The sequence below is a fragment of the Methylobacterium sp. Leaf93 genome (assembly GCF_001422345.1).
Taxonomy (GTDB): Bacteria; Pseudomonadota; Alphaproteobacteria; order Rhizobiales; family Beijerinckiaceae; genus Methylobacterium; species Methylobacterium bullatum.
The window spans coordinates 16,456-41,939 of record NZ_LMMS01000028.1 but is presented as its reverse complement, the minus strand read 5'-3'; the positions used below and the strand labels follow the sequence as shown (position 1 = coordinate 41,939).

The 25,484-nt window shown below is 67.2% G+C and carries 21 protein-coding genes; 9 read left to right on the top strand and 12 right to left on the bottom strand.

What is annotated here, in order from left to right; translation table 11 throughout:
- The first annotated feature begins 99 nt into the window (after nucleotides 1-99).
- From thrC to ASF26_RS17915, 5 genes are all read left to right on the top strand, one after another.
- The gene (thrC, locus tag ASF26_RS17935; protein ID WP_056257095.1) at nucleotides 100-1,512 is read left to right on the top strand and encodes a threonine synthase; all 1,413 of its coding nucleotides are present in this window, start codon (nucleotides 100-102) and stop codon (nucleotides 1,510-1,512) included.
- Nucleotides 1,513-1,518: 6 nt separating this feature from the next.
- Nucleotides 1,519-2,814, top strand: a complete 1,296-nt coding sequence (locus tag ASF26_RS17930; protein WP_056257092.1) for a pitrilysin family protein — start codon at nucleotides 1,519-1,521, stop codon at nucleotides 2,812-2,814.
- 402 nt (nucleotides 2,815-3,216) lie between these two features.
- Entirely contained in the window at nucleotides 3,217-6,036 is a 2,820-nt protein-coding gene (locus ASF26_RS17925; RefSeq protein WP_244475991.1) for an EAL domain-containing protein, read from the top strand.
- Nucleotides 6,037-6,150: 114 nt separating this feature from the next.
- Nucleotides 6,151-6,528 (top strand): hypothetical protein, encoded by a 378-nt coding sequence (locus ASF26_RS17920; protein WP_056257079.1) that lies wholly within the window; start codon nucleotides 6,151-6,153, stop codon nucleotides 6,526-6,528.
- A 76-nt stretch (nucleotides 6,529-6,604) separates the two neighbouring features.
- Entirely contained in the window at nucleotides 6,605-7,561 is a 957-nt protein-coding gene (locus ASF26_RS17915) for a ferredoxin--NAD(+) reductase (protein ID WP_200925963.1), read from the top strand.
- 126 nt (nucleotides 7,562-7,687) lie between these two features.
- Here ASF26_RS17915 and ASF26_RS17910 read toward each other — a convergent pair whose 3' ends face one another.
- The 3 genes from ASF26_RS17910 to ASF26_RS17900 all read right to left on the bottom strand — a co-directional run bounded on the left by ASF26_RS17910 (nucleotide 7,688) and on the right by ASF26_RS17900 (nucleotide 10,084).
- The gene (locus ASF26_RS17910) at nucleotides 7,688-8,401 is read right to left on the bottom strand and encodes an RlmE family RNA methyltransferase (protein WP_056140564.1); all 714 of its coding nucleotides are present in this window, start codon (nucleotides 8,399-8,401) and stop codon (nucleotides 7,688-7,690) included.
- On the bottom strand, nucleotides 8,398-9,504 hold the full coding sequence (locus ASF26_RS17905) for a Ppx/GppA phosphatase family protein (protein ID WP_056257076.1): 1,107 nt from the start codon (nucleotides 9,502-9,504) through the stop codon (nucleotides 8,398-8,400). The genes ASF26_RS17910 and ASF26_RS17905 overlap by 4 nt, the downstream gene beginning before the upstream one ends.
- A 109-nt stretch (nucleotides 9,505-9,613) precedes the next feature.
- Nucleotides 9,614-10,084, bottom strand: coding sequence for a response regulator (locus ASF26_RS17900; RefSeq protein WP_056257072.1), 471 nt, complete (start codon nucleotides 10,082-10,084; stop codon nucleotides 9,614-9,616).
- A gap of 392 nt (nucleotides 10,085-10,476) precedes the next feature.
- Between ASF26_RS17900 and ASF26_RS17895 the strand changes: the two genes are divergently transcribed.
- The gene (locus ASF26_RS17895; protein ID WP_056257068.1) at nucleotides 10,477-11,229 is read left to right on the top strand and encodes a cold-shock protein; all 753 of its coding nucleotides are present in this window, start codon (nucleotides 10,477-10,479) and stop codon (nucleotides 11,227-11,229) included.
- A 174-nt stretch (nucleotides 11,230-11,403) separates the two neighbouring features.
- Nucleotides 11,404-11,670, top strand: coding sequence for a hypothetical protein (locus tag ASF26_RS17890; RefSeq protein WP_056257065.1), 267 nt, complete (start codon nucleotides 11,404-11,406; stop codon nucleotides 11,668-11,670).
- Here ASF26_RS17890 and lpxB read toward each other — a convergent pair.
- The 9 genes from lpxB to ASF26_RS17845 all read right to left on the bottom strand — a co-directional run bounded on the left by lpxB (nucleotide 11,648) and on the right by ASF26_RS17845 (nucleotide 23,312).
- Nucleotides 11,648-12,838, bottom strand: coding sequence for a lipid-A-disaccharide synthase (gene lpxB / locus ASF26_RS17885; protein WP_200925962.1), 1,191 nt, complete (start codon nucleotides 12,836-12,838; stop codon nucleotides 11,648-11,650). The genes ASF26_RS17890 and lpxB overlap by 23 nt on opposite strands.
- Complete coding sequence (gene lpxI, locus ASF26_RS17880) at nucleotides 12,835-13,719, bottom strand: UDP-2,3-diacylglucosamine diphosphatase LpxI (RefSeq protein WP_056257060.1); 885 nt, start codon at nucleotides 13,717-13,719, stop codon at nucleotides 12,835-12,837. Before lpxI ends, lpxB begins: the two co-directional genes overlap by 4 nt.
- A complete protein-coding gene (gene lpxA / locus ASF26_RS17875) occupies nucleotides 13,716-14,528 on the bottom strand; it encodes an acyl-ACP--UDP-N-acetylglucosamine O-acyltransferase (RefSeq protein WP_056257057.1) in 813 nt (270 codons plus the stop codon). The genes lpxI and lpxA overlap by 4 nt, the downstream gene beginning before the upstream one ends.
- The gene (gene fabZ, locus ASF26_RS17870) at nucleotides 14,525-14,989 is read right to left on the bottom strand and encodes a 3-hydroxyacyl-ACP dehydratase FabZ (protein WP_056140547.1); all 465 of its coding nucleotides are present in this window, start codon (nucleotides 14,987-14,989) and stop codon (nucleotides 14,525-14,527) included. Before fabZ ends, lpxA begins: the two co-directional genes overlap by 4 nt.
- 151 nt (nucleotides 14,990-15,140) lie before the next feature.
- Nucleotides 15,141-16,205: a UDP-3-O-(3-hydroxymyristoyl)glucosamine N-acyltransferase gene (gene lpxD / locus ASF26_RS17865; protein ID WP_056257054.1), complete on the bottom strand. Its 1,065-nt coding sequence runs from the start codon at nucleotides 16,203-16,205 to the stop codon at nucleotides 15,141-15,143.
- 47 nt (nucleotides 16,206-16,252) lie between these two features.
- The gene (gene bamA, locus ASF26_RS17860; RefSeq protein WP_056257052.1) at nucleotides 16,253-18,838 is read right to left on the bottom strand and encodes an outer membrane protein assembly factor BamA; all 2,586 of its coding nucleotides are present in this window, start codon (nucleotides 18,836-18,838) and stop codon (nucleotides 16,253-16,255) included.
- Nucleotides 18,839-19,191: 353 nt separating this feature from the next.
- Nucleotides 19,192-20,352 carry an RIP metalloprotease RseP gene (gene rseP / locus ASF26_RS17855; RefSeq protein ID WP_026176144.1) on the bottom strand — a complete coding sequence of 387 codons (1,161 nt, stop codon included), beginning with the start codon at nucleotides 20,350-20,352 and terminating at the stop codon, nucleotides 19,192-19,194.
- 164 nt (nucleotides 20,353-20,516) lie between these two features.
- Entirely contained in the window at nucleotides 20,517-22,094 is a 1,578-nt protein-coding gene (locus ASF26_RS17850) for a DHA2 family efflux MFS transporter permease subunit (protein ID WP_056257049.1), read from the bottom strand.
- A 9-nt stretch (nucleotides 22,095-22,103) separates the two neighbouring features.
- The gene (locus ASF26_RS17845) at nucleotides 22,104-23,312 is read right to left on the bottom strand and encodes an HlyD family secretion protein (protein WP_056257555.1); all 1,209 of its coding nucleotides are present in this window, start codon (nucleotides 23,310-23,312) and stop codon (nucleotides 22,104-22,106) included.
- Between the two features lie 89 nt (nucleotides 23,313-23,401).
- On the opposite strand from ASF26_RS17845, the gene ASF26_RS17840 reads away from it, so the two are divergent.
- The gene (locus tag ASF26_RS17840; protein WP_244475990.1) at nucleotides 23,402-24,091 is read left to right on the top strand and encodes a TetR/AcrR family transcriptional regulator; all 690 of its coding nucleotides are present in this window, start codon (nucleotides 23,402-23,404) and stop codon (nucleotides 24,089-24,091) included.
- A 91-nt stretch (nucleotides 24,092-24,182) separates the two neighbouring features.
- Nucleotides 24,183-25,481 (top strand): SDR family oxidoreductase, encoded by a 1,299-nt coding sequence (locus tag ASF26_RS17835; protein WP_056257045.1) that lies wholly within the window; start codon nucleotides 24,183-24,185, stop codon nucleotides 25,479-25,481.
- Nucleotides 25,482-25,484 lie beyond the last annotated feature (3 nt).

The window sequence follows — 25,484 nt, the reverse complement described above, 5'->3', positions numbered from 1 at the left end:
GTCGAGGGGTTGGTGCAACCTCACAGTTCAGGCGGCAATTTCTCGCTTTCGACAGCGCCATCCACTTCGTGTAGACCGGCCCCCTTCCCGGAGGCCCCTTTGCTACACGTTTCGACCCGCGGCGCCGCGGCGCCCCTCAGCTTTTCCGATGCTCTCCTCGCCGGCCTCGCCCGCGACGGCGGTCTGTACCTGCCCGAGAGTTGGCCGCAGATTTCCCGTGACGAGATCGCCGGGCTCGCGGGACAGCGCTACGCCGACGCGGCCAAGCTCGTCCTGCGGCCGCTGATCGACGGCGAGATCGCAGATGCCGATCTCGACCGGATGATCGAGGAATCCTACGCCACGTTCCGCCACCCGGCGGTGTGCCCGCTGGTGCAGCTCGACGACAACCTGTTCCTGCTGGAGCTCTTCCACGGTCCGACGCTGGCGTTCAAGGACGTGGCGATGCAGCTCCTCGGCCGGCTGATGGACCATGTCCTGCGGTCCCGCCGCTCCCGCGCCACCATCGTCGGCGCCACCTCCGGCGATACCGGCAGCGCCGCCGTCGAGGCTTTTCGCGGGCTCGATCAGGTCGACATCTTCATCCTGTTCCCGCATGGCCGCGTCTCCGAAGTGCAGCGCCGCCAGATGACGTCGGTGGGCGCGGACAACGTCCACGCCATCGCCATCGATGGCAATTTCGACGATTGCCAGAACATCGTCAAAGCGCTGTTCCAGCACGCGGATTTCGCCGATGAGCTGAGGCTCTCCGGGGTCAACTCGATCAATTGGGCACGGGTCGCGGCACAGGCGGTCTATTACTTCACCAGCGCCGTGGCCCTGGGCGCACCGCACCGCCCGGTCTCCTTCGCGGTACCGACGGGCAATTTCGGCGACATCCTCGCCGGATGGGTCGCCAAGCGCATGGGCCTGCCCATCGAGCGCCTGATGATCGGCACCAACGCCAACGACATCCTGGCCCGCACCCTGGAGCACGGCGCCTACGAGGTTCGTGGCGTCCAGCCGACCACCTCGCCGTCCATGGACATCCAGATCTCCTCGAATTTCGAGCGCCTGCTGTTCGAGGCCCTAGGCCGCGACGCATCAAGTCTTTCGCGCCTGATGGCCGGGCTCAAGCAATCGGGCGGCTTCCATCTCGACGAGGCGGTGCTCAGGACCGTCCGCGACGAGTTCGACGCCGCTTCCGTGCCGGAGGAGGCCGTCATCGCCGAGATCGCGCGGGTCCACCGCGACATCGGCATGGTCATCGACCCGCATACCGCCATCGGCGTCCATGCCGGCCGGCGCCTTCTGGAAAAGGACGGCAAGACCCCCGTCGTCGCTCTCGCCACCGCCCATCCGGCGAAGTTTCCGGATGCGGTCGCACAAGCGACGGGCGGCCTTCGCCCCGTCCTGCCGCCGCACCTCGCCGATCTGCTGGATCGGAAGGAGCGTTTCACCCGCGTCGCCAACGATCAGGCGGCGGTGGAAGCTTTCATCCGCGCACATTCACGCATCACGGCGGGGAACTGAGAACCCATGAACCAGCATTTCGCGACCCATGGCACTTCTCCCGGCCTGAAGGTGTCCCGCCTCTCGAATGGCATCACCGTCACCACGGAGACGATGCCGGGTGTCGCCACCGCGACCCTGGGCGTCTGGGTCGGCGCCGGATCGCGCCACGAGCGGCCCGACGAGGGCGGCCTCAGCCACCTCATCGAGCACATGGCGTTCAAGGGGACCGAGACCCGCTCGGCCCGACGGATCGCGGAAGATATCGAGAATGTCGGCGGCGACATCAATGCCGCCACCAGCGCCGAGGGGACCAGCTACACCGCCCGCGTCCTCGGCGAGGATGCCGGCGTCGCCCTGGACGTCATCGGCGACATCCTCACCCGCTCGGTCTTCGACGCGGGCGAACTCGCCCGCGAGAAGGGCGTGATCCTGCAGGAATACGCCGCCATCGAGGATACGCCCGATGACGTGGTCTACGAGGCCTTCACCGCGGCGGCGTTTCCGGACCAGCCGATCGGCCGTCCGATCATCGGCACGCCGCAGACCATCGCGAGCTTCGACCGCAACGCCATCGAAGCCTATCTCGCCCGCGAGTACACCCCTGACCGCATCGTCGTGGCTGCGGCGGGGGCCATCTCCCACGAGGCCATCGTCGAGGCGGCGGAGCACCATTTCGGCGGGATGCCGGCGACGGTCGCCCCGGAGATGGTCCCCGGCACCTATGTCGGCGGCGAGAAGCGGATCCAGAAAAAGCTCGAACAGGCCAATCTCGTGCTGGGCCTGCCCGGCCTCTCCTTTCGCGACGAAGGCTACTACGCCCTCCATATGTTCGCGCAGGTGCTCGGCGGCGGTCTCACCTCGCGGCTCTGGCACGAGGTGCGCGAGACCCGCGGCCTCGCCTACGAGATCCAGGCGTTCCACTGGTCCTTCGTCGATTGCGGCCTGTTCGGCATCGGCGCCGGCACGTCCGGCTCGGATCTCGCCGAACTCGTCGACGTGACCCTGGCCGCCACGGCCAAGGCGGCGCGCGATGCCGATTCCGTGGAGGTCGCCCGCGCCAAGGCACAGGTGAAGGTGGCACTTCTGTCGGCCCTGGAAACCCCCGGCGGCCGGATCGAACGCAATGCCCGCCAGATGCTCGCCTGGGGCCGGGTGATCCCGCCGCAGGAGGTCATCGCCAAGATCGATGCCGTCACGGTCGACGACGTCAGGGCGGCGGGATCGCGCCTGCTGTCCGGCGCTCCGACGCTCGCCGCGATCGGCCCGATCAAGAAGCTCCCGTCCCTGGAGAAGATGAAGGGCGTGCTTCGGGCGAATTAAGGGGCGCCACCGGCCGGGCGACTCGGCGTCAGGGATAAGGCTGCCGACGACCGACCGAATGGCCGGCACATGGTCGTGGGTATGATTTCATACCGGCGATTGTCGCTCCCCGGTAGCGTTCCGGGCGAGCCGATCCACGTTTCAGAAGTGTGTCCGGCTTGTTTTGGCCGCAAAAGGACGCGATCCAAAACGTCTCGGCGCTACGCCAAGAAGCAGTGGGTGCCGCGATTGCGGGCAAGCCGCTCGCCTTGTCCGTGGACCCCCCCGCCGGTACGACTGGGCCACAAGCTGAGCCGTATTCCTCGTCAGTGCCCGCCCGGCCGGAACACTCGCCCGTTGCGCAGATCTTTCCTCGTCCTCACCGCCTTCGTCTCGGTCCTCATCGGCTTCCTCGGAACGGCGATGCCGGCTTCGGCCGTGGAAGCCGTGCGCGTCACCCTCGACGCTCCGGCGATCGACCTGACGCCAATGATCGAGCGCTATCGCTCGGACGGCGACTTGATCCAGATCTCCACCGCCCCCGGCAAGGACGGCATCGTCCGCCGCATCGTGGTGAAAGCCCGCGACAGCGGCGCGAGGCCCGACTGGATGGTGTTCGCGCTCACCAACGACACCGACGAGCAGATCGACCGGGTCCTCGTGGCGCCTCATTTCCGTCTCGTCGGCTCGGGCGTGATCTGGCCGGATCTCGGCGGCTCGCGCATCGCGGCGATCACGGCGAGCCAGGGCATCAGGCCCGAGCGGGACGAGAACCCGGAAGCCGACCAGTTCGTGATCACCCTCGATCCCGGCGCCACCGTCACCTTCGTCGCCGAGCTGAACGGGCCGAACGTGCCGCAGGTCTATCTCTGGGACCAGGAAGCCTACCGCAAGAAATCCACCGGCCTGACGCTCTACAAGGGCATCATCATCGGCATCGCCGGCCTGCTCGCCCTGTTCCTCACGATCATCTTCGTGGTGAAGGGCGCGATCATCTTTCCCGCGGCCGCCGCCCTCGCCTGGGCGGTGCTCGCCTATGCGTGCATCGATTTCGGGTTCCTGCAGCGGGTCTTTCCCGTCACCGAAGTGGCCGAGCGGGTCTACCGGGCCTCCGCCGAGGCGGTGCTGGGGGCGACGCTCCTCGTCTTCCTGTTCGCCTATCTCAACCTGAGCCGCTGGCATGTGCGCTACGGCCATGTGGCCTTCTTCTGGCTCGCGTTCCTCGCAGGCCTCGTGGGCTTGGCGGTGTTCGATCCGCCGGTGGCGGCGGGCGTTGCCCGCATCTCCATCGCCGCCGTCGCCGGCGTCGGCCTGCTGCTGATCGTCTATCTCGCCATCCATAACGGCTACGACCGGGCGATCCTGCTGGTGCCGACCTGGTTCCTGCTCCTCGTCTGGGTCGTGGCCGCGGGCTTCGCCATCACCGGCCAGATCGGTAGCGATCTCGTTCAGCCCGCCCTCATCGGAGGCCTCGTCCTCATCGTCATGCTCATCGGCTTCACGGTGATGCAGCACGCCTTCACGGGCGGCGGGATGACCCATTCCCTGGTCTCGGACACCGAACGGCGTGCCCTGGCCCTGACGGGCGCCGGCGACGTGGTCTTCGACTGGGACGTGCCGGCCGACCGGGTCTTCGCCGGACAGGAGATCGAGAATCAGCTCGGCCTCAAGCGCGGCACCCTCGAGGGGCCGGCCTCGAACTGGCTCGGCCTCGTCCACCCCTTCGACGTGGACCGCTATTCGGCCGCCCTGGACACGGTGATCGAGGAACGGCGCGGCCGCATCGTCCACGATTTCCGCCTGCGCTCAACGGAAGGCCTCTATGTCTGGTACCGGCTGAAGGCCCGGCCGGTGATCGGACCGGACGGAGAGGTCATCCGCATCGTCGGCACCATCTCGGACGTCACCGAGGTGAAGACGGCCGAGGAGCGCCTGCTCTACGACGCGATCCACGACAGCCTCACCGGCCTGCCCAATCGCGAATTGTTCAACGACCGCCTCGACGCCGCCCTCGCCTTCGCGAGCCAAGACGCGCGCCTGAAACCGACGACGATCCTCCTCGACGTGGACCGGTTCAAGGCGATCAACGACGCCATCGGTCTTTCGGCGGGCGATTCGATCCTGCTCACCCTGTCGCGCCGTCTCGGCCGGCTGCTGCGCCCGCAGGATTCCCTGGCCCGCATCGCGGGCGATGAGTTCGGCCTGATCCTGCTCTCGGAGCGCGAGCCAGACCGCATCCTTGCCTTCACGGACATGATCCGCCGGGCCATCGCCACGCCGATCACCTATGCCGACCGCGAGATCTTCCTCACCGTCTCCATCGGCATCGTCCTGCATGAGGCCGGAGCCGCCCTGAAGCGCGAGGACGTGTTCAAGAACGCCGAGATCGCGATGATCCAGGCCAAGCGCAACGGCGGCGACCGCACGGAAGTGTTCCGCGCCTCCATGCGCAACGAACGCAGCGACCGGCTGATGCTCGAAGCCGATCTGCGCCGCGCCCTGGACCGCAACGAGATGAAGGTGCTGTTCCAGCCCGTCGTCCGCCTCGAGGACCGTACGGTGGCGGGGTTCGAGACGGTTCTACGCTGGGACCACCCCAAGCTCGGCCGCATTCCGCATTCCACCTTCATGCCCATCGCCGAGGAGAGCGGGTTCGTCGTCAATCTCGGCATCTTCGCCCTAGAGCGCACGGCCCTCGAACTCGCCGCCTGGCAGCGCTCCCTCGACGTCGATCCGCCGATCTTCGCCTGCGTGAACGTGTCCTCGCGGCAGATCCTCCGGCACGACCTGCTTCACGACGTGAAGACGATCCTGGCCCGCTCGGGGGTGCTTCCTGGTTCGCTCAAGCTCGAACTCGGCGAAGGGCTGGTGATGGAGAACCCGGAATACGCGGCCCAGATGCTGAGCCGCATCCACGATCTCGGGGCGGGCCTCTCGCTAGACGATTTCGGCACCGGTTACTCGGCCCTGTCCTATCTCCAGCGTTTCCCGTTCGACACGATCAAGATCGACCCGAGCTTCGTGCGCCAGATGGCGGCCGGACACTCGGTAATGCTGCGCTCCATCGTCAAGATGGCCCAGGAACTCGGCCTCGCGATCATCGCCGACGGCGCCGAGAACGAAACCGACGCGCAGGCCCTGGCTGAGTTCGGCTGCGAGTACGCGCAAGGTCCCGCCTTTGGCGACCCGATGTCGATGCTCCAGGCCCGCCAACTGGTCGGCGCGGCACCGGAAGCGGCCTGATCGTCAAAGCACGACGGTTGAATTAAACCTCCCTTAACCATGATCGCTCATCCTGACGGTCGAGATGGATCGAGCGGCGCGGCACGGTCTGCCGTTCGACAGGAGGCGGGCGTGATGGCCGAAGCGGCATTGCGATTAGGTGACGAATTCGGCCCGGGCGAGGATTTCGGCTCGGATATCGTGAAGCGCCTCATGGCGCGACCGATCCGCACCGGCGCCACACGTCAGCGCGTGGACATCGCACCGGTGACATTGCCGGTCGAGCCGCGGGCGGAGGTGGCCGAGGAGGCCGCACCGTCCGACGACCTGGCGCGGCTGCGCTCCGAGATCATGGTGATGAAGGCGGTCCTGCGCGCCGAGCGGGAAGAAGCCGCCAGCGTCCGTGCCAGCGTCGAGCGTCTCGCTGGGCCGGCACCGCTCTCGCCGGAAGCCTGCGCGGTGCGCGACCGCTGGGCCGCTCTCGTGGATCAGTTGCTCGACGGACACCGGTGAGGTCTCCGCCATCGGCCGGCGCGCGTCATCCGACGCCGGCTTCCTTTCGACTTCTCACACCATTCGAGGCTCGACCATGAGCGCGCGCTGCTCGCTTGTCGTCAACGGCAAGGCCGTGCGGGTCTCGACCGGCGATACGCCGCTCGAAGCCGCCCTTGCCGACGGCGTGATCGCCCCCACCACCGGCCTGCACGGGTCACATCTCCTCGGCCAGGGCGCTAGCCCGTCGTCGCGCCGCGCCCAGGCTCGCCTGCACCGGGCAGAGCCCGTCAAGCTCTCCACGCCCCGCCCGTCCAAGGCCGCCGAGAGCCTCGTCTTCGCCGAGGTTAAGCCAGCCGCCCAGGCGCGCCGGGTCGGCACCGTCACGCAGATCGTTCCCCTCGGCGCCCATGTGGTCGAGGTCGTGGTCACGATCACGCGCCGTCTCGACATCGAGCCCGGCCATCAGGTCACCGCCACGTTCGAGGGGTTCGATCCGATCGACGTGAGCCCGACCCTGCGCCTCGACGGCACGACGGAGCTCAACGAACTCGTCTTCCACCTGCGTCTCGGACATGCCTGCGACGCGGTCGCCCATGCCCTCGGCGAGGAGATCCTTCTCGGGCATCCGGTCAAGATCAAGGGTCCGGTCGGTCGCGGCTATTATCGTCCCGGCGGCGGTCGTCTTCTCCTCGTCGGCCGTGAGACCGGCTTCGCGCCGATCTGGGCGATCGCCCGGGCGGCGCGCTACATCGAGCCACAGCGCGAGATCGTGGTGGTGATCGGGGCGAGCGACCCCCTCGACCTCTACATGCGCCCGTCGCTCGACTGGCTCAGGGCCACAGGCGTCTCACGGATCACCCTCGTCGCCGACAGGACGCGGCAGCGCCCCCCGGATGTTCGTCCGGGCCCCCTCACCGCGCATCTCACCGGCCTGAAGACCACCGACGTCGTGCATGTGGCAGGCGACGCCTCCACCGTGGGCGCGGTCGAGGTCCTGGCGGCGGGTGCCGGCGCGCGGTGCTACCCGATCCTGATCCCGCCGGGACTCTGACCGCGACGGCTCATACTGAGCGGCGCCGAGGCCGGCCGCCGATCAAAATCGGCGCGTTCGGCGGACGGCCGCCGCCCTGCGGTCGAACCGGCAGACGGCGATGAGAAACCCCACCGCCGTCCGATGTCAGGCGTCGTCCTCGGCAGTTTCGGCGACGGCTCCGCGAAACCCGGTCGCCAGCACGTAGAGTTCGCTCGAATCAGCGCGGCTCGCCGAGGGCTTCACGTGGCGCACCAGGGTGAAGTCGCGTTTCAGGTCGGCGAGCAGCGTGCCCTCCGTCCCGCCCTGGAAGACCTTGGCGAGATAGGTGCCGCCCGGCGCCAACACCTCGCGGGCGAATTCGGCGGCGGTCTCGGCGAGGCCGATGATGCGCAAATGGTCCGTCTGCTTGTGGCCGGTGGTGTTGGCCGCCATGTCGGACATGACGATGTCGGCCTGCCCGCCGAGAAGATCGATCAGCCGCTTCGGGGCGTCGGGATCGAGGAAGTCGAGGGTGATGAACTCGACTCCGACCATCGGCTCGATCTCGAGCAGATCGATGCCGACGATCCGCCCGCTCGGCCCGACGATCTTGGCGGCGACCTGGGACCAGCCGCCGGGTGCGGCCCCCAGGTCGATGATCTTCTGGTTCGGCTTCAGGATTTTGAAGCGCTCGTCGATCTCGAGAAGCTTAAAGGCTGCGCGGGAACGGTATCCCTCGCGCTTGGCCCGCGCCACGTAGGGATCGTTGAGCTGCCGTTCGAGCCAGCGCTTCTGAGAGGCGGTACGGCCCCGCCCCGTCTTCACCCGCTGCTTGAGATCGCCCCGCAACCCGCCGCCCGCACCACGCCTGTCGGTCAACGGTAGCCTCCGCGGCGCCAGACGCCGTCTTCGCGCATCATGTTCATCAAAAGACCTTCGCGCAGCCCCCGGTCGGCGATGCGTAGCCGTTCGGAGGGGAATGCCCGGCGGATCGCTTCCAGGATGGCGCAACCCGCGAGCACGAGATCGGCCCGATCACGGCCGATGCAGGGATTGTCTGCCCTCTGGTCGAGGCGCGTGTCGAGCAGATCGTCGATGGCGTCGCTGACTTCGCCGTCGCTCATCCACAAGCCATCGACACGGCGGCGCTCGTAGCGTGCCAGTCGCAGATGCATGGCGGCCAGCGTCGTTACCGTTCCGGACGTGCCGAGGAGATGGAAATGCCGGGCATTGGCCGCCGGCGCGGCGCGGATGGCGAAGCGCGACAGCATGTCGGCCACCTCCTCCACCATGCCCTCGAATGTCAGGCGGGTGACATCGGCAGTTCCGTGCCGCTCGGCCAGGGTGACCACCCCGACGGGGAGCGAATCCCAGGCGCGGATCCGTAAGGTGGGATCCGCCGAAGGGTTGGTGGCCGCGCCGTCGAGCCAGGCGATCTCGGTGGAGCCGCCGCCGATATCGAAGATGACCACCGATTCCGAGTAGGGGTCGGCCAGGGCGGCGCAGCCGGTGACGGCGAGGTAGGCCTCGGTCTGGCGGTCGACGATTTCGAGATCGAGCCCCACCTCGTCGCGCACGCGCGCCACGAAATCCGCCCCGTTGACGGCAAGCCGGCACGCTTCCGTGGCGATGATCTTGGCACGGGCGACGCCGCGTGATTCCATCTTGGCGCGGCAGACGCGCAAAGCCTCCAGCGTGCGCTCCACCGCGGCCTCGCTGAGACGGTCGGACGTCCCCAGCCCTTCGCCGAGCCGGACGATGCGCGAGAAGGCATCGACCACGCGAAAGCCGTGGGACGCTGGCTCGGCGATCAGAAGACGGCAATTGTTCGTGCCGAGGTCGAGGGCGGCGTAAGCGTTGCGCCGTCCGGGCCGGTAACCCACCACGGGCGACCGGGCCGCATCCGGCAAGGCGGGAGCGCTCGGTGAAGGCTGACCGGCCATGGGGCGGGCCGGCATCATGGCGGCGCTCTCTTCCCTCATCGGCCTAGCCGGCATCCTCGATCGTGGCCCGACCGGGCAGGTCGACCATCATGCGATAAGAAGCCTACAGGCCTTGGGCGTCAGTGCAAAGCCTCGATCCGTGATCGAGTCAGAAGGCTTTGCCGGCTGCCGTCATTCTCGGTACCGGACGCAGGAGGCTCTTCACCTGGGAGAACGGCCGGGGCCGGTTGATGACTTCGTCCAGGCGCGACCACAGGGTCTTGGGCGAGAACGGTTTGGCGATGATCTCGTTGACCCCGAGGGAAATGGCGCGGTCGACGACGTTGCGGCGCGGCTGCGCCAGCATCAGGATGATCGGCACGGTGGGCGACGGCGACGTGGTGGGTGTGCGGGCGAGGCGGATGAACTCCTCGCCCGACAGAATGGCGAGGTCCCAGTCGATGATCGTGATGTCCGGCTTGCTCTCGGCCAGCACACCCAGCGCCTCGGCACCGTCCGGCGCTTCGAGGACGCGCTTGATTCCCACGCGCATCAGCATGTCGCGAACGATTCGGCGGATATAGAGGCTCTCGTCCACGACGAGGGCCGAAAGATCCGGAAATGACGGGGTTGCGATCATCTGCCAGGGGTTCCGGGCCACCGGCTTTCGCAGGCGCCTGCGCGCATCCTAGTGGCCATCGATGTGCATTTTCCTAACGCGATCAGGAAAAATTGGGAACGCGAAGTCGTTCATCCGCATGGCGTTTGCGCATCCTGTACGCAATGGCCTGCGACCGGAAAGGCTGGCAGGCGACGGAACGGAGTACATAATCTGTCGCAGGAAATCAGCGGAACCTTGCAGAGACCGGCGAGAAGCACCTTGCGAGGGAGCCAAGATTCAGTCAGGACTAAGGCGTTAGTCTTGGTCACCGCTGCTGAGAGTGATGATAGTGTGGTGAAGTGCCCGTCTGGGACGGCGCGCACCCGGTATTCAAAGACAGATGGACGGCGGACGGTTTTTGCGAGCTTTCGATGGGACGTGGTCGTGATTTCAGGGGGCCGCAGAAGCGCGGCTTCGATGAGGGTGGTGCCGAGCCTCGCTGGCCCGATCAGGCACCCCCGAGCGGTGGCTTCGGCGGTGGATATGGCGGTGGCGGCGGCGGTTTCGATCGTGGTCCGGCCCGTGCGGCAGCCGCTCCCTCTGGACCGGAGCGTGACGCGACGGTCAAGTGGTTCAACAAGGAGAAGGGCTTCGGCTTCGTCGAACTGGCTGACGGTTCCGGCGACGCGTTCCTTCACATCCGCGCAGTCGAGGCTGCGGGCCATGCCGATCTGCTTCCCGGCACGCGCCTGACCGTCCATACCGCGCAGGGCCAGAAGGGTCCGCAGGTCACGGACGTGACCAGCGTCGACACCTCGACGGCCGAGGCCGAGGCCCCGCGTCGTGCGCCCGCACCCCGCGCCGGTGGTTTCGGTGGTGGTGATCGCTTCAGCGGCGGCGGCTACGGCGGCGGCAACGATCGCTTCGGCGGTGGTGCTGGCGGCGGTGGCGGTCGTTTCGCCAGCGGTCCCTCTGTCGAGATGAGCGGCACCGTGAAGTGGTACGACCCGGCCAAGGGCTTCGGCTTCGTCTCCGTCAATGACGGCGGCAAGGACGTGTTCGTGCACCGCTCGGCCCTGTCGCGGGCCGGTCTCGAGTCCCTCGCCGAAGGCCAGCAGGTCACCCTCAGCGTGATCGACGGCCAGAAGGGCCGCGAGGCTCAGAGCATCAACGCCGATTACTGATCGGTGAGAGAGCTTTTGGGGAAGACCGCGGCGACGCGGCCTTGCCCACGGAGAGACGAATCAGCGGCGGCCTTCGGGTCGCCGTTTTTCGTATCCAGCATCGTCGGAGGAAATCCTATGGCGGTCTCCCAACGATACGATCCGAAGGGACGATACCGGGTGCCGGGAGCAGCGATGCGTACCGTCTTCATGACGATGAGCCTGTGCCTGCCGATGGCTTTCGCCGGGCCAGCGCAGGCCGAGGATTTCACCGGCTTCTATGCGGGCGTGAATGCCGGCTATGCCTTCGGACGCGACAAGTCCGCGCGAACACCGGACATGCCGTTCCTGTCCTCGACACGCGGGGCGGACGACCGGGCACTTCCGCCGAGCGCCCTCCAGGCCTCGGAAGTCATGCGGGGCGCGAGACCGAAAGCGCTTACGTCGGCGACGATCCGCTGACCGCAGGGCGAGCCGCCGACAGCACGATTCTCGCTGCCTTGCGGCTCGGCTCGTCATCGCCCGCGAGGCGCATCGAGCCGTCGATGCGTTGAAGCGAGCGCACCTGCGCGTCACGCGCCGCGCCGCCCGTAAGGAGCGGAAGCAGGGCCTCGCCCAGGCGCCCGGGGGTGCATTCGGCCTGGATGAATTCGGGCATGGCATTCTCGCCGAGGATCAGGTTCGGCAGCACGATGGTCGGCACCTGGATCAGCCGCCGCGCCACGGCCTCCTCGAGGCGCGAGACCTTGTAGGCGACGACCATCGGCACGCCGGCCAGGGCGAGTTCGAGGGTGACCGTGCCCGAGGCCGCCAGGGCCGCGCGGGACCGCCGGAAGGCCGCGTATTTCGCCGCCTCGCCATGCACGATCGTCACCGGGCGGGACCAGGAGAGGGCCAATCGCTCGATCATGGCGCGATGGCGTGTGACCGCCGGGAGTACGGCATCGATGGGCCCGTATCGCTGCACGAGAAGGTCCAGGGTGGCACCGAAGACCGGCATCAGCCGCTCGATCTCGGAGCGGCGCGAGCCCGGCAGGATCACGAGGGTCGGCGGCGTCCCCTCCCGCGCCGCAGCCTCCGCGGAATCCGGGCGCAGCTCGGCCAGACGCTCGATGAGCGGATGCCCGACATAGGTGCAGTCCGGGCCGCCGAGCCGACGATGCGCCTCCGGTTCGAAGGGCAGGAGCGCCAGGACGTGGTCGATGAACGGCCGCATCTTCGCCGCACGCCAGGGCCTCCACGCCCAGACGCTGGGAGAGACGTAATCGACGATGGGCAGATCGGGCAGGCGCTTTCGCACCCGCGAGGCGACCGCATGGGTGAAACCGGGACTGTCGATGATGACGAGGACGTCCGGGCGCGCCTCCACGATGTCCCGCACCGTCTGGCGAATGCGGCGCAGAAGGGTGCGCAGGCGTGCCGCCACGGGCAGGTAGCCCATCACCGCCACGTCATCGAGGGGAAACAGGGAGACGAAGCCCTGCGCGGCCATGGCCTCGCCGCCGACCCCACCGAACGTCACCTGCCCGCCGGAGAGGTCCGACAGCGCCCGCATCAGCTTGGCGCCGAGTTGATCGCCGGAATCCTCGCCTGCGACGAGCCAGATTCGTCTGGACAGATGCATGGTCATGCCTCGATCCGCAAACCGATGAGGAACAGGCCCGCACGGTCGGCCTCGGCCACCGTGGCGTCCCTGTCGATGATGAGGGTGTAGCCCGCCTGGATGGCGATGCCGGCGCAGCCCGCCGCCGCGGCGGCCTTCACCGTACGCGGACCGATGGCCGGCAGGTCGACCCGGAGATCCTGGCCGGTCTTGGCGAGTTTCACCAGCACGGTACCGGGCTGGGCCGTGCCCAATCCAAACGGTTTCCGCCCGAGGGCACGCGCACGGGTGAGCATCCGGTCGGTGCCCTCCGGCCCCTCCACCGCCAGCGCGCGCTGTGCCGCGACGACGATCGCCTGGCCGACATCGTAGGCGGCCAATGCCGCGAGGATGCCGCAGCCCGTGGCGATGGAGGCCCGCGCCGCGAGATCCGGCGCGAGGCGGCCAAGCTGCCCCTCTGGACTCAGCAGGTCCGGCGCCACGTCGTGGATGCCGACAACGCGGTGGCCGTTATCCTCCAGAAGGACGAGGGCGCCCCGCAGCAGCCGGTCGTCCCCTCCCCCCGAAATAGCCCGGAGGGCATCGCGATTCCGCAAGGCCGCCGCCGCGTTGAGGATGGCGGCGGGGTTGGGCCGCGAGACTCCGCCCACCGGTATGACGCAGGCCGGCCCCCAGGCCTCCAGAACCTTCAACGCGCCGGCTATGTCGAGGAGATCGACCGTGGCCTCGGCGCGTGCGCGCATCGGGCGTTCAGCGAAACCACGGATGGCGAGCACCCGGAACGAGCGTCCCGCCCTGTCGAGGGATTCGGCCACGAGTTCGGGGAGCCGCCCCGCGCCGGCGACCAGAACCAGACGCTCCTCCGGATGGGGATCGACGAGGGACGCCGGCTGAAGAGAGGCGGTCAAGCCGAGCCCGGATTCTCGCGCGGGGTGCAGATCGAGCGCTTTCCGCCCTCGCGGATGAAGGCGATGATCTCGGCAACGGCACGATGCGCCTCGAACTCCGCCGCTACGTCCTCCACACGCTCCATCAGGGTGCCCTCCTGAGCAAAGAGCAGGCGATAGGCCCTGCGCAGGGCATGGATATCCTCGCGGGCGAAGCCCCGGCGCTGCAGGCCGATGATGTTGAGGCCCGAGAGATAGGCGCGGTTGCCGAGCGCCATGCCGTAGGGAATGCAATCGTTCTCCAACCCGGAGAGGCCGCCGACGAAGGCATGGGCCCCGACGCGGGCGAACTGGATCACGGCGGCTCCACCACCGAGAATCGCATAGTCGCCGACGCTGCAATGGCCGGCGAGCATGACGTTGTTGGAGAAGACGACCTCATCGCCCACCCGGCAATCGTGCCCCACATGGGAATTGGCCAGGAAGGTGCACTTGTCGCCGACGACCGTCTCGAGGCCGCCGCCGGCCGTGCCGGGATTCATCGTGACGCCTTCGCGAATCAGGCAGTCGGCCCCGATGGTCAGCGTCGACGCCTCGCCGCGAAACTTCAGATCCTGCGGTGGATGACCGATGGACGAGAAGGGGTAGAGCTTGGTGCGGGGACCGATTCCGGTGCGTCCGGCGACGACCACATGGCTGACGAGCTCGCAGCCCTCGCCCAGGACGACCTCCGGCCCGACATGGCAGAAGGGGCCGATCCGCACGCCTTCGCCGATCATGGCCCCGTCTTCGATGACGGAACTCGGATGGATCTCGGCCAAGGCGGTCATTCCGTCACCAGCATGGCGCCGATCTCGGCCTCGGCCACGAGGGTGTCGCCCACCCGCGCCTGGCCCTTGAACCACCACATGGTCCGGCGCTGGTTCATCTTCGTCATGTGGTACCGCACCGTATCGCCAGGCACGACGGGCTTGCGGAACTTACACTTGTCGATGGTCATGAAGAACACCTGCTTGGCCCGCATCTCGTCGGTCTTGATGTGCTGGCAGCAGATGGCGCCGGCAGTCTGGGCCATGCCCTCGATCAACAGGACGCCTGGGAACACCGGCAGGCCCGGAAAATGCCCGGTGAACTGCGGCTCGTTAAACGAGACGTTCTTGATCCCGATGCAGGAGCGATCTCCGTCGATCTCGATGATGCGGTCGATCATCAGAAACGGGTAGCGATGGGGCAGAAGTTCCAGGATCTTCTGGATGTCGGCCGAGCCCAGATCTTTCGGCATGTCACTCATCGATCGCACAATCCCATGGCGCCCCGGCGCCCCTGACGCCTCGCCCCGAACCTTGGAAGAAAATCGAACGTCGTCATCGGCATAAACGCCGACGGATGCAAGTCTCGGAGAGTCGTGCAACCGGTCATCCCGTGCCAGGGCCGGTTCCGGCTCAGTCCTTGGCAGGCTCACCCGTGTCGCGGCCCGACTTTTCCGCGAGGCGGGCGAGAGCGGTGAGCTCGCGGAACCAAGTGCGCACGGGCTTGGCCGGCGTACCGCCCCAGCGGCTTCCGGGCGGAACGTCGCGGTTGACGTTCGACGATCCGGCGATCTGCGAGCCCATGCCGATCCGCAGATGCCCGACCACGCCGACCTGGCCGCCGAGGACCACGTAATCCTCCAACGTGGTCGAGCCGGAAATGCCCACGCCCGAGACGATGACGCAGTGGCGGCCGATGACCACGTTATGGGCGATCTGGACGAGGTTATCGATCTTGGTCCCCTCCCCGATCACTGTATCGCGGCCTGCACCACGATCGATCGTGGTGTTGGCACCGATCTCGACATCGTCCTGCAAGATGACGCGGCCGGTCTGGGGAACCTTGAGATGCCCGCCCGGTCCCATGGCGAAGCCGAACCCATCCTGGCCGATGCGCGCGCCAGGATGAAGGATCACGCGGTTACCGACGAGGGCATAGGCCAGGGTCGCCCCTGCCCCAATCGAACAGTCGCGGCCGATGCGGACATTGGGGCCGATGACGGCGTTGGGGCCGATGACCGTCCCCGAACCGATCTCGGCACCGGGACCGATCACGGCGCCGGGATCGACGATCACGCCGTCTTCGAGACGCGCCTTGGGATGGACATGGGCTCCGGGCGAAACGCCCTCGGTAGCGAATTGCGACTGGGGTCGCATGGCTTCCGGGTGGAAGCGCGCCAGCAGGCCGGCATAGACCCGGTACGGATCACGGGTGACCAGGGCCACCGTCGTCGGTGGCACTTTAGCCGCGAAGCGGGGCGAGACGAGGCAGGCCAACGCCTTCGTCTGCGCCAGGACATCGCCGTAGCGGGCGTTGTCCATATAGGCGAGGTCGCCGGGGCCTGCGGTCTCCAAGGGAGACGCGCCGTCGACCATCGCGGCAGGGTCCGCGCCTTCTGGGAGGGAAATGCCTGCAGCCCCGGCGATGTCGCCGAGGCTGAGGGCCGTGCTGGATGCAAAGAAGATGGGATCAGACATGATGCGACAACGCACGGGCTTTGAGAAGGAAGCCCGTGCGTCTTGGCTCAGAAGCGCGAACCGCCGGAGAAGCGGAAGGCCTGGAGCTGATCTTTGCCCACGCGGCCGAGATAACCACCGTTCGAGTCGTAGATCTTCTGGCCCTCGTCCTTGGTCAGGGCGTAGGCGTAATCGAAGCGGATCGGGCCGAGCGGCGAGTTCCACAGGATGGACGCACCGATCGAGGAGCGGATCGTCATCTTGTCGCGGACGTTCAGGCATTCCGGCTCGACGGTGATCGCTCCGGCACCCAGCGCCGTGTAGGCACAGGCCCCGCCGGGTGCGATGCCGTTGATGATCGCGTCGCCGTTCACGTTGAACTGGGTGCGGCTGTTGTAGCCGAACAGCGTACCGGCATCGGCGAAGACGGCGCCCTTCAGACCGAGATCACGCGGAATACCGTAGATCGGGAACTGAACTTCGAGCGTACCGCCGAAGTAAGTCGTACCGCCGACGGCATTCGAACGGGAGTCGGCGCTGCCGACGTCGCGCGGACCGATACCGTTGGGCGCAAAGCCGCGAACGAGCGACGGGCCGAGGAAGTACTGATCGGTGATCCGCAGCTTCTCGTCGGTGAGCGGCGAGATATGGCCGCCCTGGAAGCGGGCGAAGCCGACCACGTCCTCGTAGAACTCCTTATAGTAGCGCATGTCGCCGGCCACGCGGAAGAATTTCGAGTCGCCGCCGAGACCGGCGATTTCGGGTTTCAGTTCGGCATAGAGGCCGTTCCGCGGCTGGGCGAGATTGTCCAGCGTCGAGTAGGCGAGCGTCACACCGGCGAGCGAGGTGAGCGTATTGCCGGTCGACCCCTTCAGAGCAATCGAGGCTTCACCATTGAAAGCGCAATTGTCCGGGTAGGACGCTAGACCGCCTGTGTTGAGACGGGACACGGGATCGATCGTGCCCACCGGGTTCACGTTAGTGAAACCGGGGATCGGGTTCGAACAGTCGTTATACGGCCGCTTGGTGCTGTTCGGGATCGTCAACTCGGTGTTGTAGAGCGAGTAGCGCAAGGTGACGCCGAACTCTTCCGTAATCGGCAGGCCGACGCGGATCTGGCCACCGTAGACGGTCGTCTCGTAGCGCGAGTAGCGGGTCAGATCACTGTACTTGTAGAAGGCGTCGAAGCCGGCGGCGAGGCGGTAACCGAGGAAGTACGGCTCGGTGAAGGAGAAGTCGACGCCGCGGGAGTACTGGCCGCCGGTGCCGGCGACGCGGACATACTGGCCGCGACCGAGGAAGTTCGACTCGGAGACCGAGACTTCGCCGATGATGCCGTCCTGGGTGGAGTAACCGCCCGCCACCGAGAACGAACCCGTGGGCTGATCCTCGACGTCGATGTTGATGATCACGCGGTCGGCCGACGAGCCCGGCTCGTTGGAGAAACGGACCTTCTTGAAGAAGCCGAGACCGTTCAGGCGACGCTCGGCGCGATCGGTGAGAACGCGGTTATAGGCATCACCCTCGGTGAGATCGAGCTCGCGGCGGATGACGTAGTCGCGGGTGCGGGTGTTGCCGCGGATGTTGATGCGCTCGACATAGACGCGCGGGCCGTCCTCGACGACGAAGCCGAGGGCCACGGTGTGGGAGGCGCGGTCGCGCTGGCCGGTCGGGCGAACCTGCGCGAAGGGGAAGCCCTGGCGGGCGACCTGATTGGTCACGCCGGAGAGGGTCTTCTCCACGTCCTCGGCGTTGTAGACGTCGCCCACGGCGGCGCGGACCTCGCCGTCGAGGATCTGGGTGTCGACACCCGGCAGGCGCGAATCGATGGCCACCGCGCCGACGGTGTATTGCTGGCCCTCGTCCACGGTCACGGTGATGACCCAGCCGGCATCGCCCTCGCCTTCCACGTAGCGCGCATCGGCATTCACCACCCGGAAGTCGGCATAGCCGTTCTTCAGGTAATAGCGGCGCACGAGGTCGAGATCGTTGGTGATCCGGTCGGGATCGTAGACGTCCGAGGTCTTGATGAACGAGAGGAAGTTCATCTCCGAGGAGCTCATCAGCTCGCGCAGCTTGCTTTCGGAATAGGCGCTGTTGCCGACGAAGTTGATCGCCTTGATGCCGGTCTTGTCGCCTTCCTCGATCACGTAGATCAGGTCGATGCGGCCGTTGGGCAGATCGACGGTGCGGAAGCTCACCTTGGCGGTGCCGCGGCCGGCGCGGCGGTAGATCTCGCGGATACGCTGAAGATCGGCCTGGACGATGCCCTCGCTGAAGCCGCCGCGGGCTTTGGCCTCGACCTCGGCTTCCAGCGTCCCCTTCTCGACCTTCTTGTTCCCCTCGAACACGACCCGGTTGATGAGGTTATTCTCGCGTACCGTCACCACCGTCCCGGCACCGCTGCGCGAGACCTTGACGTCGGAGAACATGCCGCTCGCCAGCAGGTTGCGGCGGGCCTCTTCGGGAGATCCCGAGGCCGTCCCGGTCACGTAGGACCGGATCGTGTCGGCATCGACGCGCTTGTTACCCTGGACGACGATCTGCTGCGCCTGAGCCGTGCCGCCCAGAACCAGCCCTGCGGCCGCGGCAGCGACTAGGACGATGGTCCGTTCGGCCGACTTACGCCGGCGCTTCCCCGTCATCGACATCATGTAATCGCCCGTCTCTATTTATTAACAGTCCGGGTTTGCACCCGCAGACAGGCGGTCGTTATCCGACCGTCCCGTCACCTGGTCCCAAGCTCAGCTTCTACCGAGTTTCCCGAGCGAAGCAAACGCTCGGGCCTGGGCTGTAGGGGGGATTTTGGGGAGACGTGGCCTTCCGGTCACTTAACGGTTCCCGTTCATCACTCGATAAGGTGAATCAATCGTCAATTTGCAGCAAAAAGCCCGCCCCGAGAACCGGGCGGGCTTTTCGATTGTCGAGTTCGATCAGGGCGTTACGGAGAAATCCACAACCTTGCAAGAGGCGCGCTCCGCACCGCCGCAAAGACGATGGCGCCGGGTCAGGAACCCCGCCCGGACCAGGACGCGCCGAGATTCAGGATGTCGTTCCAGGCGGCGAACAGCATCAGGAACAGGACCAGGGCGAGCCCGATCCGGAAGCCGATCTCCTGGGTCTTCTCGCTCAGGGGACGGCCGCGAACGGCCTCGAACGCGTAGAACAACAGGTGCCCGCCATCGAGGAGGGGGACCGGGAAAAGGTTAAGCAGGCCGATCGAGACAGACAGGAGCGCCACGAGACCGATGAGGCCGCCGACACCGCCGACCTTGGCGACCTCGCCCGAAACGCGGGCGATCCCGATGGGACCGGAGAGCTGATCGGCGGATTCGCGCCCCGTCACCAGCTTGCCGAGGTAATTCATGGTCCGGTCGACCACGAAATAGGTCTCCGACACGCCGAGCCCGAGGGATTGGACGAGGCCGTAATGCCGGACCTGGGCGTCGGCGCCGTTCGGTCCCTTGATGCCGAGGCGGCCAAGGCGGTGCTTGCCGAACGGCGTGCGCTCCTCCACCGCGTCGGGAATCGCGGTCAGGGTCTTTGTCTCGCCGCCGCGGTCGACGGTGACGGCGAGGCTGGCGCCGGCGCTGCCGGAGACGGTGCGCTGCATGTCGAGGAAATTGGTCACCTGCGTCCCGTCGATGGACGTGACGAGGTCGCCGGGCTGGAAGCCTGCCCGCTCGGCGGCACTGCCCGGCATCACGCCGTCGATGCGCGGCGGAAGCTCGTAGCGGCCGGAGACATAGATCGCCCCGGCAAAGAGCGCGATGGCGAGGAGGAAGTTGGCGATGGGTCCGGCGGCGACGATGGCCGCGCGCTTGCCCAGGCTCTGGGCCGGGAAACTCGTGGCGCGCTCCTCCGGCGTCATCCGCGCGAGGGCGGCGGGATCGGCCACGCTGGCGCCGTTGGCGTCGCCGTGGAACTTGACGTAGCCGCCCAGCGGGATCGCCGACACCTTCCAGCGGGTGCCGTGGCGGTCGTTGAAGCCGAAGAGTTCGGGGCCGAACCCGAGGGAGAAGGCATGGACGCCGACCCCGCACCAGCGGCCGACGAGGAAGTGGCCCATCTCGTGGACGAACACCACGATGCTGAGCACGATGACGAAGGGGATCACCGACCCGAAGAAGCCGGAGGCCGTCCCCCCCATCGAAGCTAGAAAGTCCATTCGTCGATCCTCAGGGCCCCGCGAGGGGCCAACACACGTCCATAGCAGATCGGATCGCGGTGGAGCGAACGCAAACCGGGCGAGGCCGGCGAGATCGTCGCATGCGGCTCGCCCGTCCCCGAATTCCTCGGTGGACGGTTAAGGGCTCGGCCGGAGCCGTGGTCTCAATGGCCGCTGCCCGCCGGTGCGGCGGCGCGCGGCCGGCGGATCAACGGCGTCGCGCAGGCCATGGCGAGGAACAGGAAGGTCAGAACCAGGAAGACGTCGGTGAAACCCATCACCAGACCCTGCATCCGCACCGTGTTCATCATTGCCTTGAGGGCCATGGCGTTGCCGTCGAGGCCCAGCGCATCGAACTGGCGGCGCGTCATGTCGAGCCGCTCCAGCACGGTGTTGTTCGTCCAGGTGAAGCGCTCGTGCAGACGGGCGAGATGCAGGTCCCAGCGGTCGTTGAGGACGGTGTTGATGAGGGCGAGGCCCACCGCCCCGCCGAGGTTGCGGGTGAGGTTGTAGAGGCCGGAGGCGTTCTTCATCCGCGCCGGCGGAAGCGTGCCGAGCGCGATGTTGTTGATCGGGATCATGCACAGCATCAGCGAGCAGCCGCGCAGGACCTGGGGCAGCAGCAATTCCCAGAAATCCCAGTCCTTGGTCAGCCCGGTGACGATCCAGGTGCCGGCGGCGAAGCCGGTGAAGCCGATCCCCATCAGGATGCGTGGATCGACCTTGCCCGAGAACCGACCGGCGATGGGCGCGGTGGCGAACATGCACAGACCGGAGACGAACATCGTCTCGCCGATCTGCAGGGCCGAGTAGCCGCGCACCCGCCCGAGATAGACGGGGTAGAGGTAGGTCAGGCCGTAGAGCCCGATGCCGAGGACGAAACTGAAGACGCAGCCCGCCGCGAAGTTGCGGTCGGAGAAGGCGCGCAGGTCGACGATGGGCTCGGCCGCCGTGAGTGCTCGCCAGAAGAAGGCGACACCGCCCACGACGCAGACGATGGCGCAGGCGAAGACCGCCTCGTCCTGGAGCCAGTCGTGGTTCGGCCCCTCTTCGAGCACGTATTCGAGGCAGCCGAGGAAGGCGGCCATGAAGGCGAGACCGAACCAGTCGAAGCGCTTGAACAGGTCGAGGTTGGGCTCGTCGAAATCCACGAGCAGGTAGGTCGAGACGGTGACGACGATGCCCGGCACCACGTTGATGAGAAATAGCCAGTGCCAGTCGAAGGCGTCCGTGAGGTAGCCGCCCACCGTCGGGCCGATCGTGGGGGCGAGCGTCGCCACGAGGCCGATCATCGGCGAGACGATGGGGCGCTTCGAGGGCGGGAAGATCGTGAAGGCGGAGGCGAAGACTGTGGGGATCATGCCGCCGCCGATGAAGCCTTGCAGCGCCCGCCACAGGATCATCTCGTTGATCGAGGTCGAGGTCGCGCACATCAGGCTCATCAGGGTGAAGCCGCCGGCCGAGACCACGAACATCCAGCGGGTCGAGATCACCCGCGACAGAAAGCCGGAGAGCGGGATCGCAATGACCTCGGCGATGAGATAGCTGGTCTGGACCCAGGGGATCTCGTCGCCCGAGGCCGAGAGCCCGGCCTGGATCTCGGCAAGCGACGCCGAGACGATCTGGATGTCCAGGATCGCCATGAACATCCCGAACACCATGCAGACGAAGGCCACCATGCGGCGGCGATCGAGAGGCGGCTCGGCGGCGGGTGCTGGCGCGATGGTGGCGGTAGCGGCCATGATAGCCCCCTAATGCCGCCACGCCGTGCGGACGGGCTCTCCCCCGTCGCGGGTATCGACACGCACGGTGACGGAGAGGCCCGGACGCAGGAGCCCCTCACTGGCAACGTCCGCCGGCACGTGGATACGCACCGGCAGGCGCTGCACGATCTTGGTGAAATTGCCGGTGGCGTTGTCCGGCGGCAGCAGGCTGAAGACAGAGCCCGAGGCCGGCGACAGGGATTCGACCGCGCCGACGATGTCCCGACCGGGATAGGCGTCTACCGCGATATGGACCTGCTGGCCGGCATGCATCCGCTCGACTTGCGTCTCCTTGAAGTTCGCGTCGATCCGGACGCTCTCAAGGGGGACTAGAGCGGCGATGCGCGACCCCGGCGCAACATAGGCGCCCGCCTCCACCGCCTTGTTGCCCACGACGCCGTCGAAAGGCGCATGGATCACCGTGAAGGCGAGGTCGCGGTCGGCCCTGTCCTCGGCGGTCTTCAACTCGGCCGCGAGCCCTTCGGCCTCCCGGCCCTGAGCCCGCAGTACCTCGACATTGGCCTTCATCATGGCCAGATTCGCCTCGGCCCCTTTCACCGTGGCCTCGGTGCGGTTGCGATCGGCCAGGGCCTGCTCGATCCGCGATTTGGCGACGAAATCGACTTTCTCCAGCTGCTGCTGGCGGGCGTAATCGGCGGCGGCGCGAATGGAATCGGCCTTGGCCGCATCGATCTGCGCGGCGCTCTGAAGGATCTGGGCCTGCGCGGCCTCCATCTGCCGGCCGATGCGGGCGATGGTCGCCTGCTGCGTCGCAAGCTTGTCATGTGCGGCTTGGGCGGCGAGGCGATAATCACCGTCGTCGAGACGCGCGATCACATCGCCCTTCTTTACCGCCTGCCCGTTCATTACCGGCACGGCGGCGAGATAGCCCGGCACCTTGGCGGCGAGGATCGAGATGTCGGCCTGGACGTAGGCATCGTCGGTGGAGACGAAGAAGCGCCCGACCGTCCACCATTCGTAGCCCTTGTAACCGCCGCCCGCGAGTCCGAGAACGACGAGGCTCGCCAGGATGGCCTTGCGCAGAGGACGTCGCTTCGGTGGCGACACGTTCGCTGCGGCCGGTGGCGCGACCGGTGGTTCGGCCACGACAGGAATTGCCGGCGACGCCACGGCATCGTCGGAATGGACCGCACCGGAGGACACGTCGCGGTGCCCATCATCGTCACGCAGAGACATGATCCCGTCCCGAAACAAGTGAAATGACCGAACCGTTCGGTCATTTTCGGCGTCGGATTGACCGAAGCCGTCGATTGCACCTAGGTATGATGACTGAACGGTTCGGTCAATCGGAGGAAGAGGTGGTGACAGGCGGAGGGGACGTTCCGACGTCGGACAGGACGGGCGCGCGAAACCCGGCGGAGACCGACAAGCGCCGGCAGATCCTCGACGGCGCGCGCTCGGTCTTCATGGCATCCGGCTTCGACGGCGCAAGCATGGGCGAGATCGCCAAGTCCGCCGGCGTCTCGAAAGGCACGCTCTACGTCTATTTCGACAGCAAGGAGGCTCTGTTCGAGGCGTTGACGCTGGAGGAGAAGCGCGGCCTCGCCGAGGCCCTGTTCCAGCTCGATGCCGACGATCCGGACGTGCGCGGGGTCCTCACCCGGCTGGGCGAGACCTACCTTGTCCACATGATCCGTCCGGACCACGTGGCGATCATCCGCATGGTGATCGGGGCGACGGAGAAGTTTCCGCGCTTCGGCCAGGCCTTCTACGAGGCCGGCCCGGCGCAGGGGGTGACGCGGCTCACCGCCTATCTCGACCGCCAGGTGGCGGCGGGTCGCCTGCGCCGAGCGGATACGGAACTCGCTGCCAAGCACTTTCTTCACCTGTGCCAGGCCGGGCTACTGACGCGCCTGCTCTTCGCGGCGGGCGGTCCGGTGACGCAAGGCGAGATCGCCCCCCGCGTGAGCGAGGCCATCCGCGTGTTCTTCGCGGCCTACGGACCCGAGGATTGACGGGTCTCCGCCTCGCGAACGGTCACGCTTGATTCAGGCAAAGCTGGCAAGGGTGGCCCGAGACGCGATCGGAGCGGCGGATCACCGAGAGATGCGAATCCTGGTTCTGGGAGGCTACGGCCTCATCGGCTCGACGGTGGTCTCCCGCTGCCTCGCCGCCGGGCACGCGGTCACGGGCCTGGGGCGGGACGTCCGGTCAGCGCGATGGCGTCACCCCGACGCCGACTGGATCGAACGCGATATCGCGAAACTTGCAGAGCCGGCGGATTGGGCCACGATCCTCACTAGATTCGACGCCGTGGTGAACTGCTCGGGCGCCCTGCAGGACGGTCCGCGTGACGATGTCCGCGCCGTCCAGGCAGTTGCCATACGCGCCCTGTTCGACTGCTGCCGGCAGATGGGCGTCCGGCGAATCGTTCAGGTCTCGGCCGTGGGAGCCTCGTCCGATGCCCCCACCGAGTTCCTGCGCAGTAAGGCCGAGGCCGATGCGGCCCTTTCCGCCCTCGATCTCGACTGGGTGATCCTGAGGCCCGGCCTCGTCCTCGCGCCTGTCTCCTACGGCGCCACCGGCCTGATCCGCGGGTTTGCATCGCTTCCGGTGGCCTTCACGGGGATGCCCTCTCTCCGGCCCATCCAGACCGTCCATGTGCAGGACGTGGCGCAGGCGGTCCTCCTCGCGGTGGAGGGAGGGATCGCCGTGCGGGCGCACTACGACCTCGTCGAGGAGCAAGGCCACACCCTGCCGGACATCGTCGCGGCCTACCGGGCCTGGCTCGGGCGCCCTCCGGCCCGGCTCGCGCTGCCGGTCCCGTCCTGGCTCCTTTGGGCCGGTTTCCGCATGGGCGATCTCGTCGGCCGACTCGGCTGGCGGACTCCCATCCGCACCACGGCACTGCGCCAGATCGAGGCCGGCATCGACGGAGATCCGACCGCCTGGGAGCGGGTCGCGGGCTCACCGCTCTCCTCCCTGTCGGAAAGCCTTCGGCGGATGCCGTCCGGGGTGCAGGAACGCTGGTTCGGGCGGTTGTGGCTCCTGAAGCCAGCGATCCTTGCCACGCTCTCGCTGTTCTGGCTGCTCTCGGGGCTGATCGCCCTGACGCATCTCGACGCCGCCATGGCGGCGATGACCGCCCACGGCATCGATGTAGCGACCGCGCGCGTCACGGTGCTCGCCGGCATCCTCGTCGACTTGGTACTGGGGGGAGCGATCCTAATGAGGCGCACCATGCCGCTCGCCGCGCTCGGCATGGCGGCCATGACGGGGATCTACCTCTTCTTCGGCTCGGCCATCGCCGCCGGCCTCTGGCTCGATCCCCTCGGCGCCTATCTCAAGACCCTGCCCGGGGCGATGCTGGCCCTCGTGGCCTATGCGCTGGCCGACGAGCGCTGATCC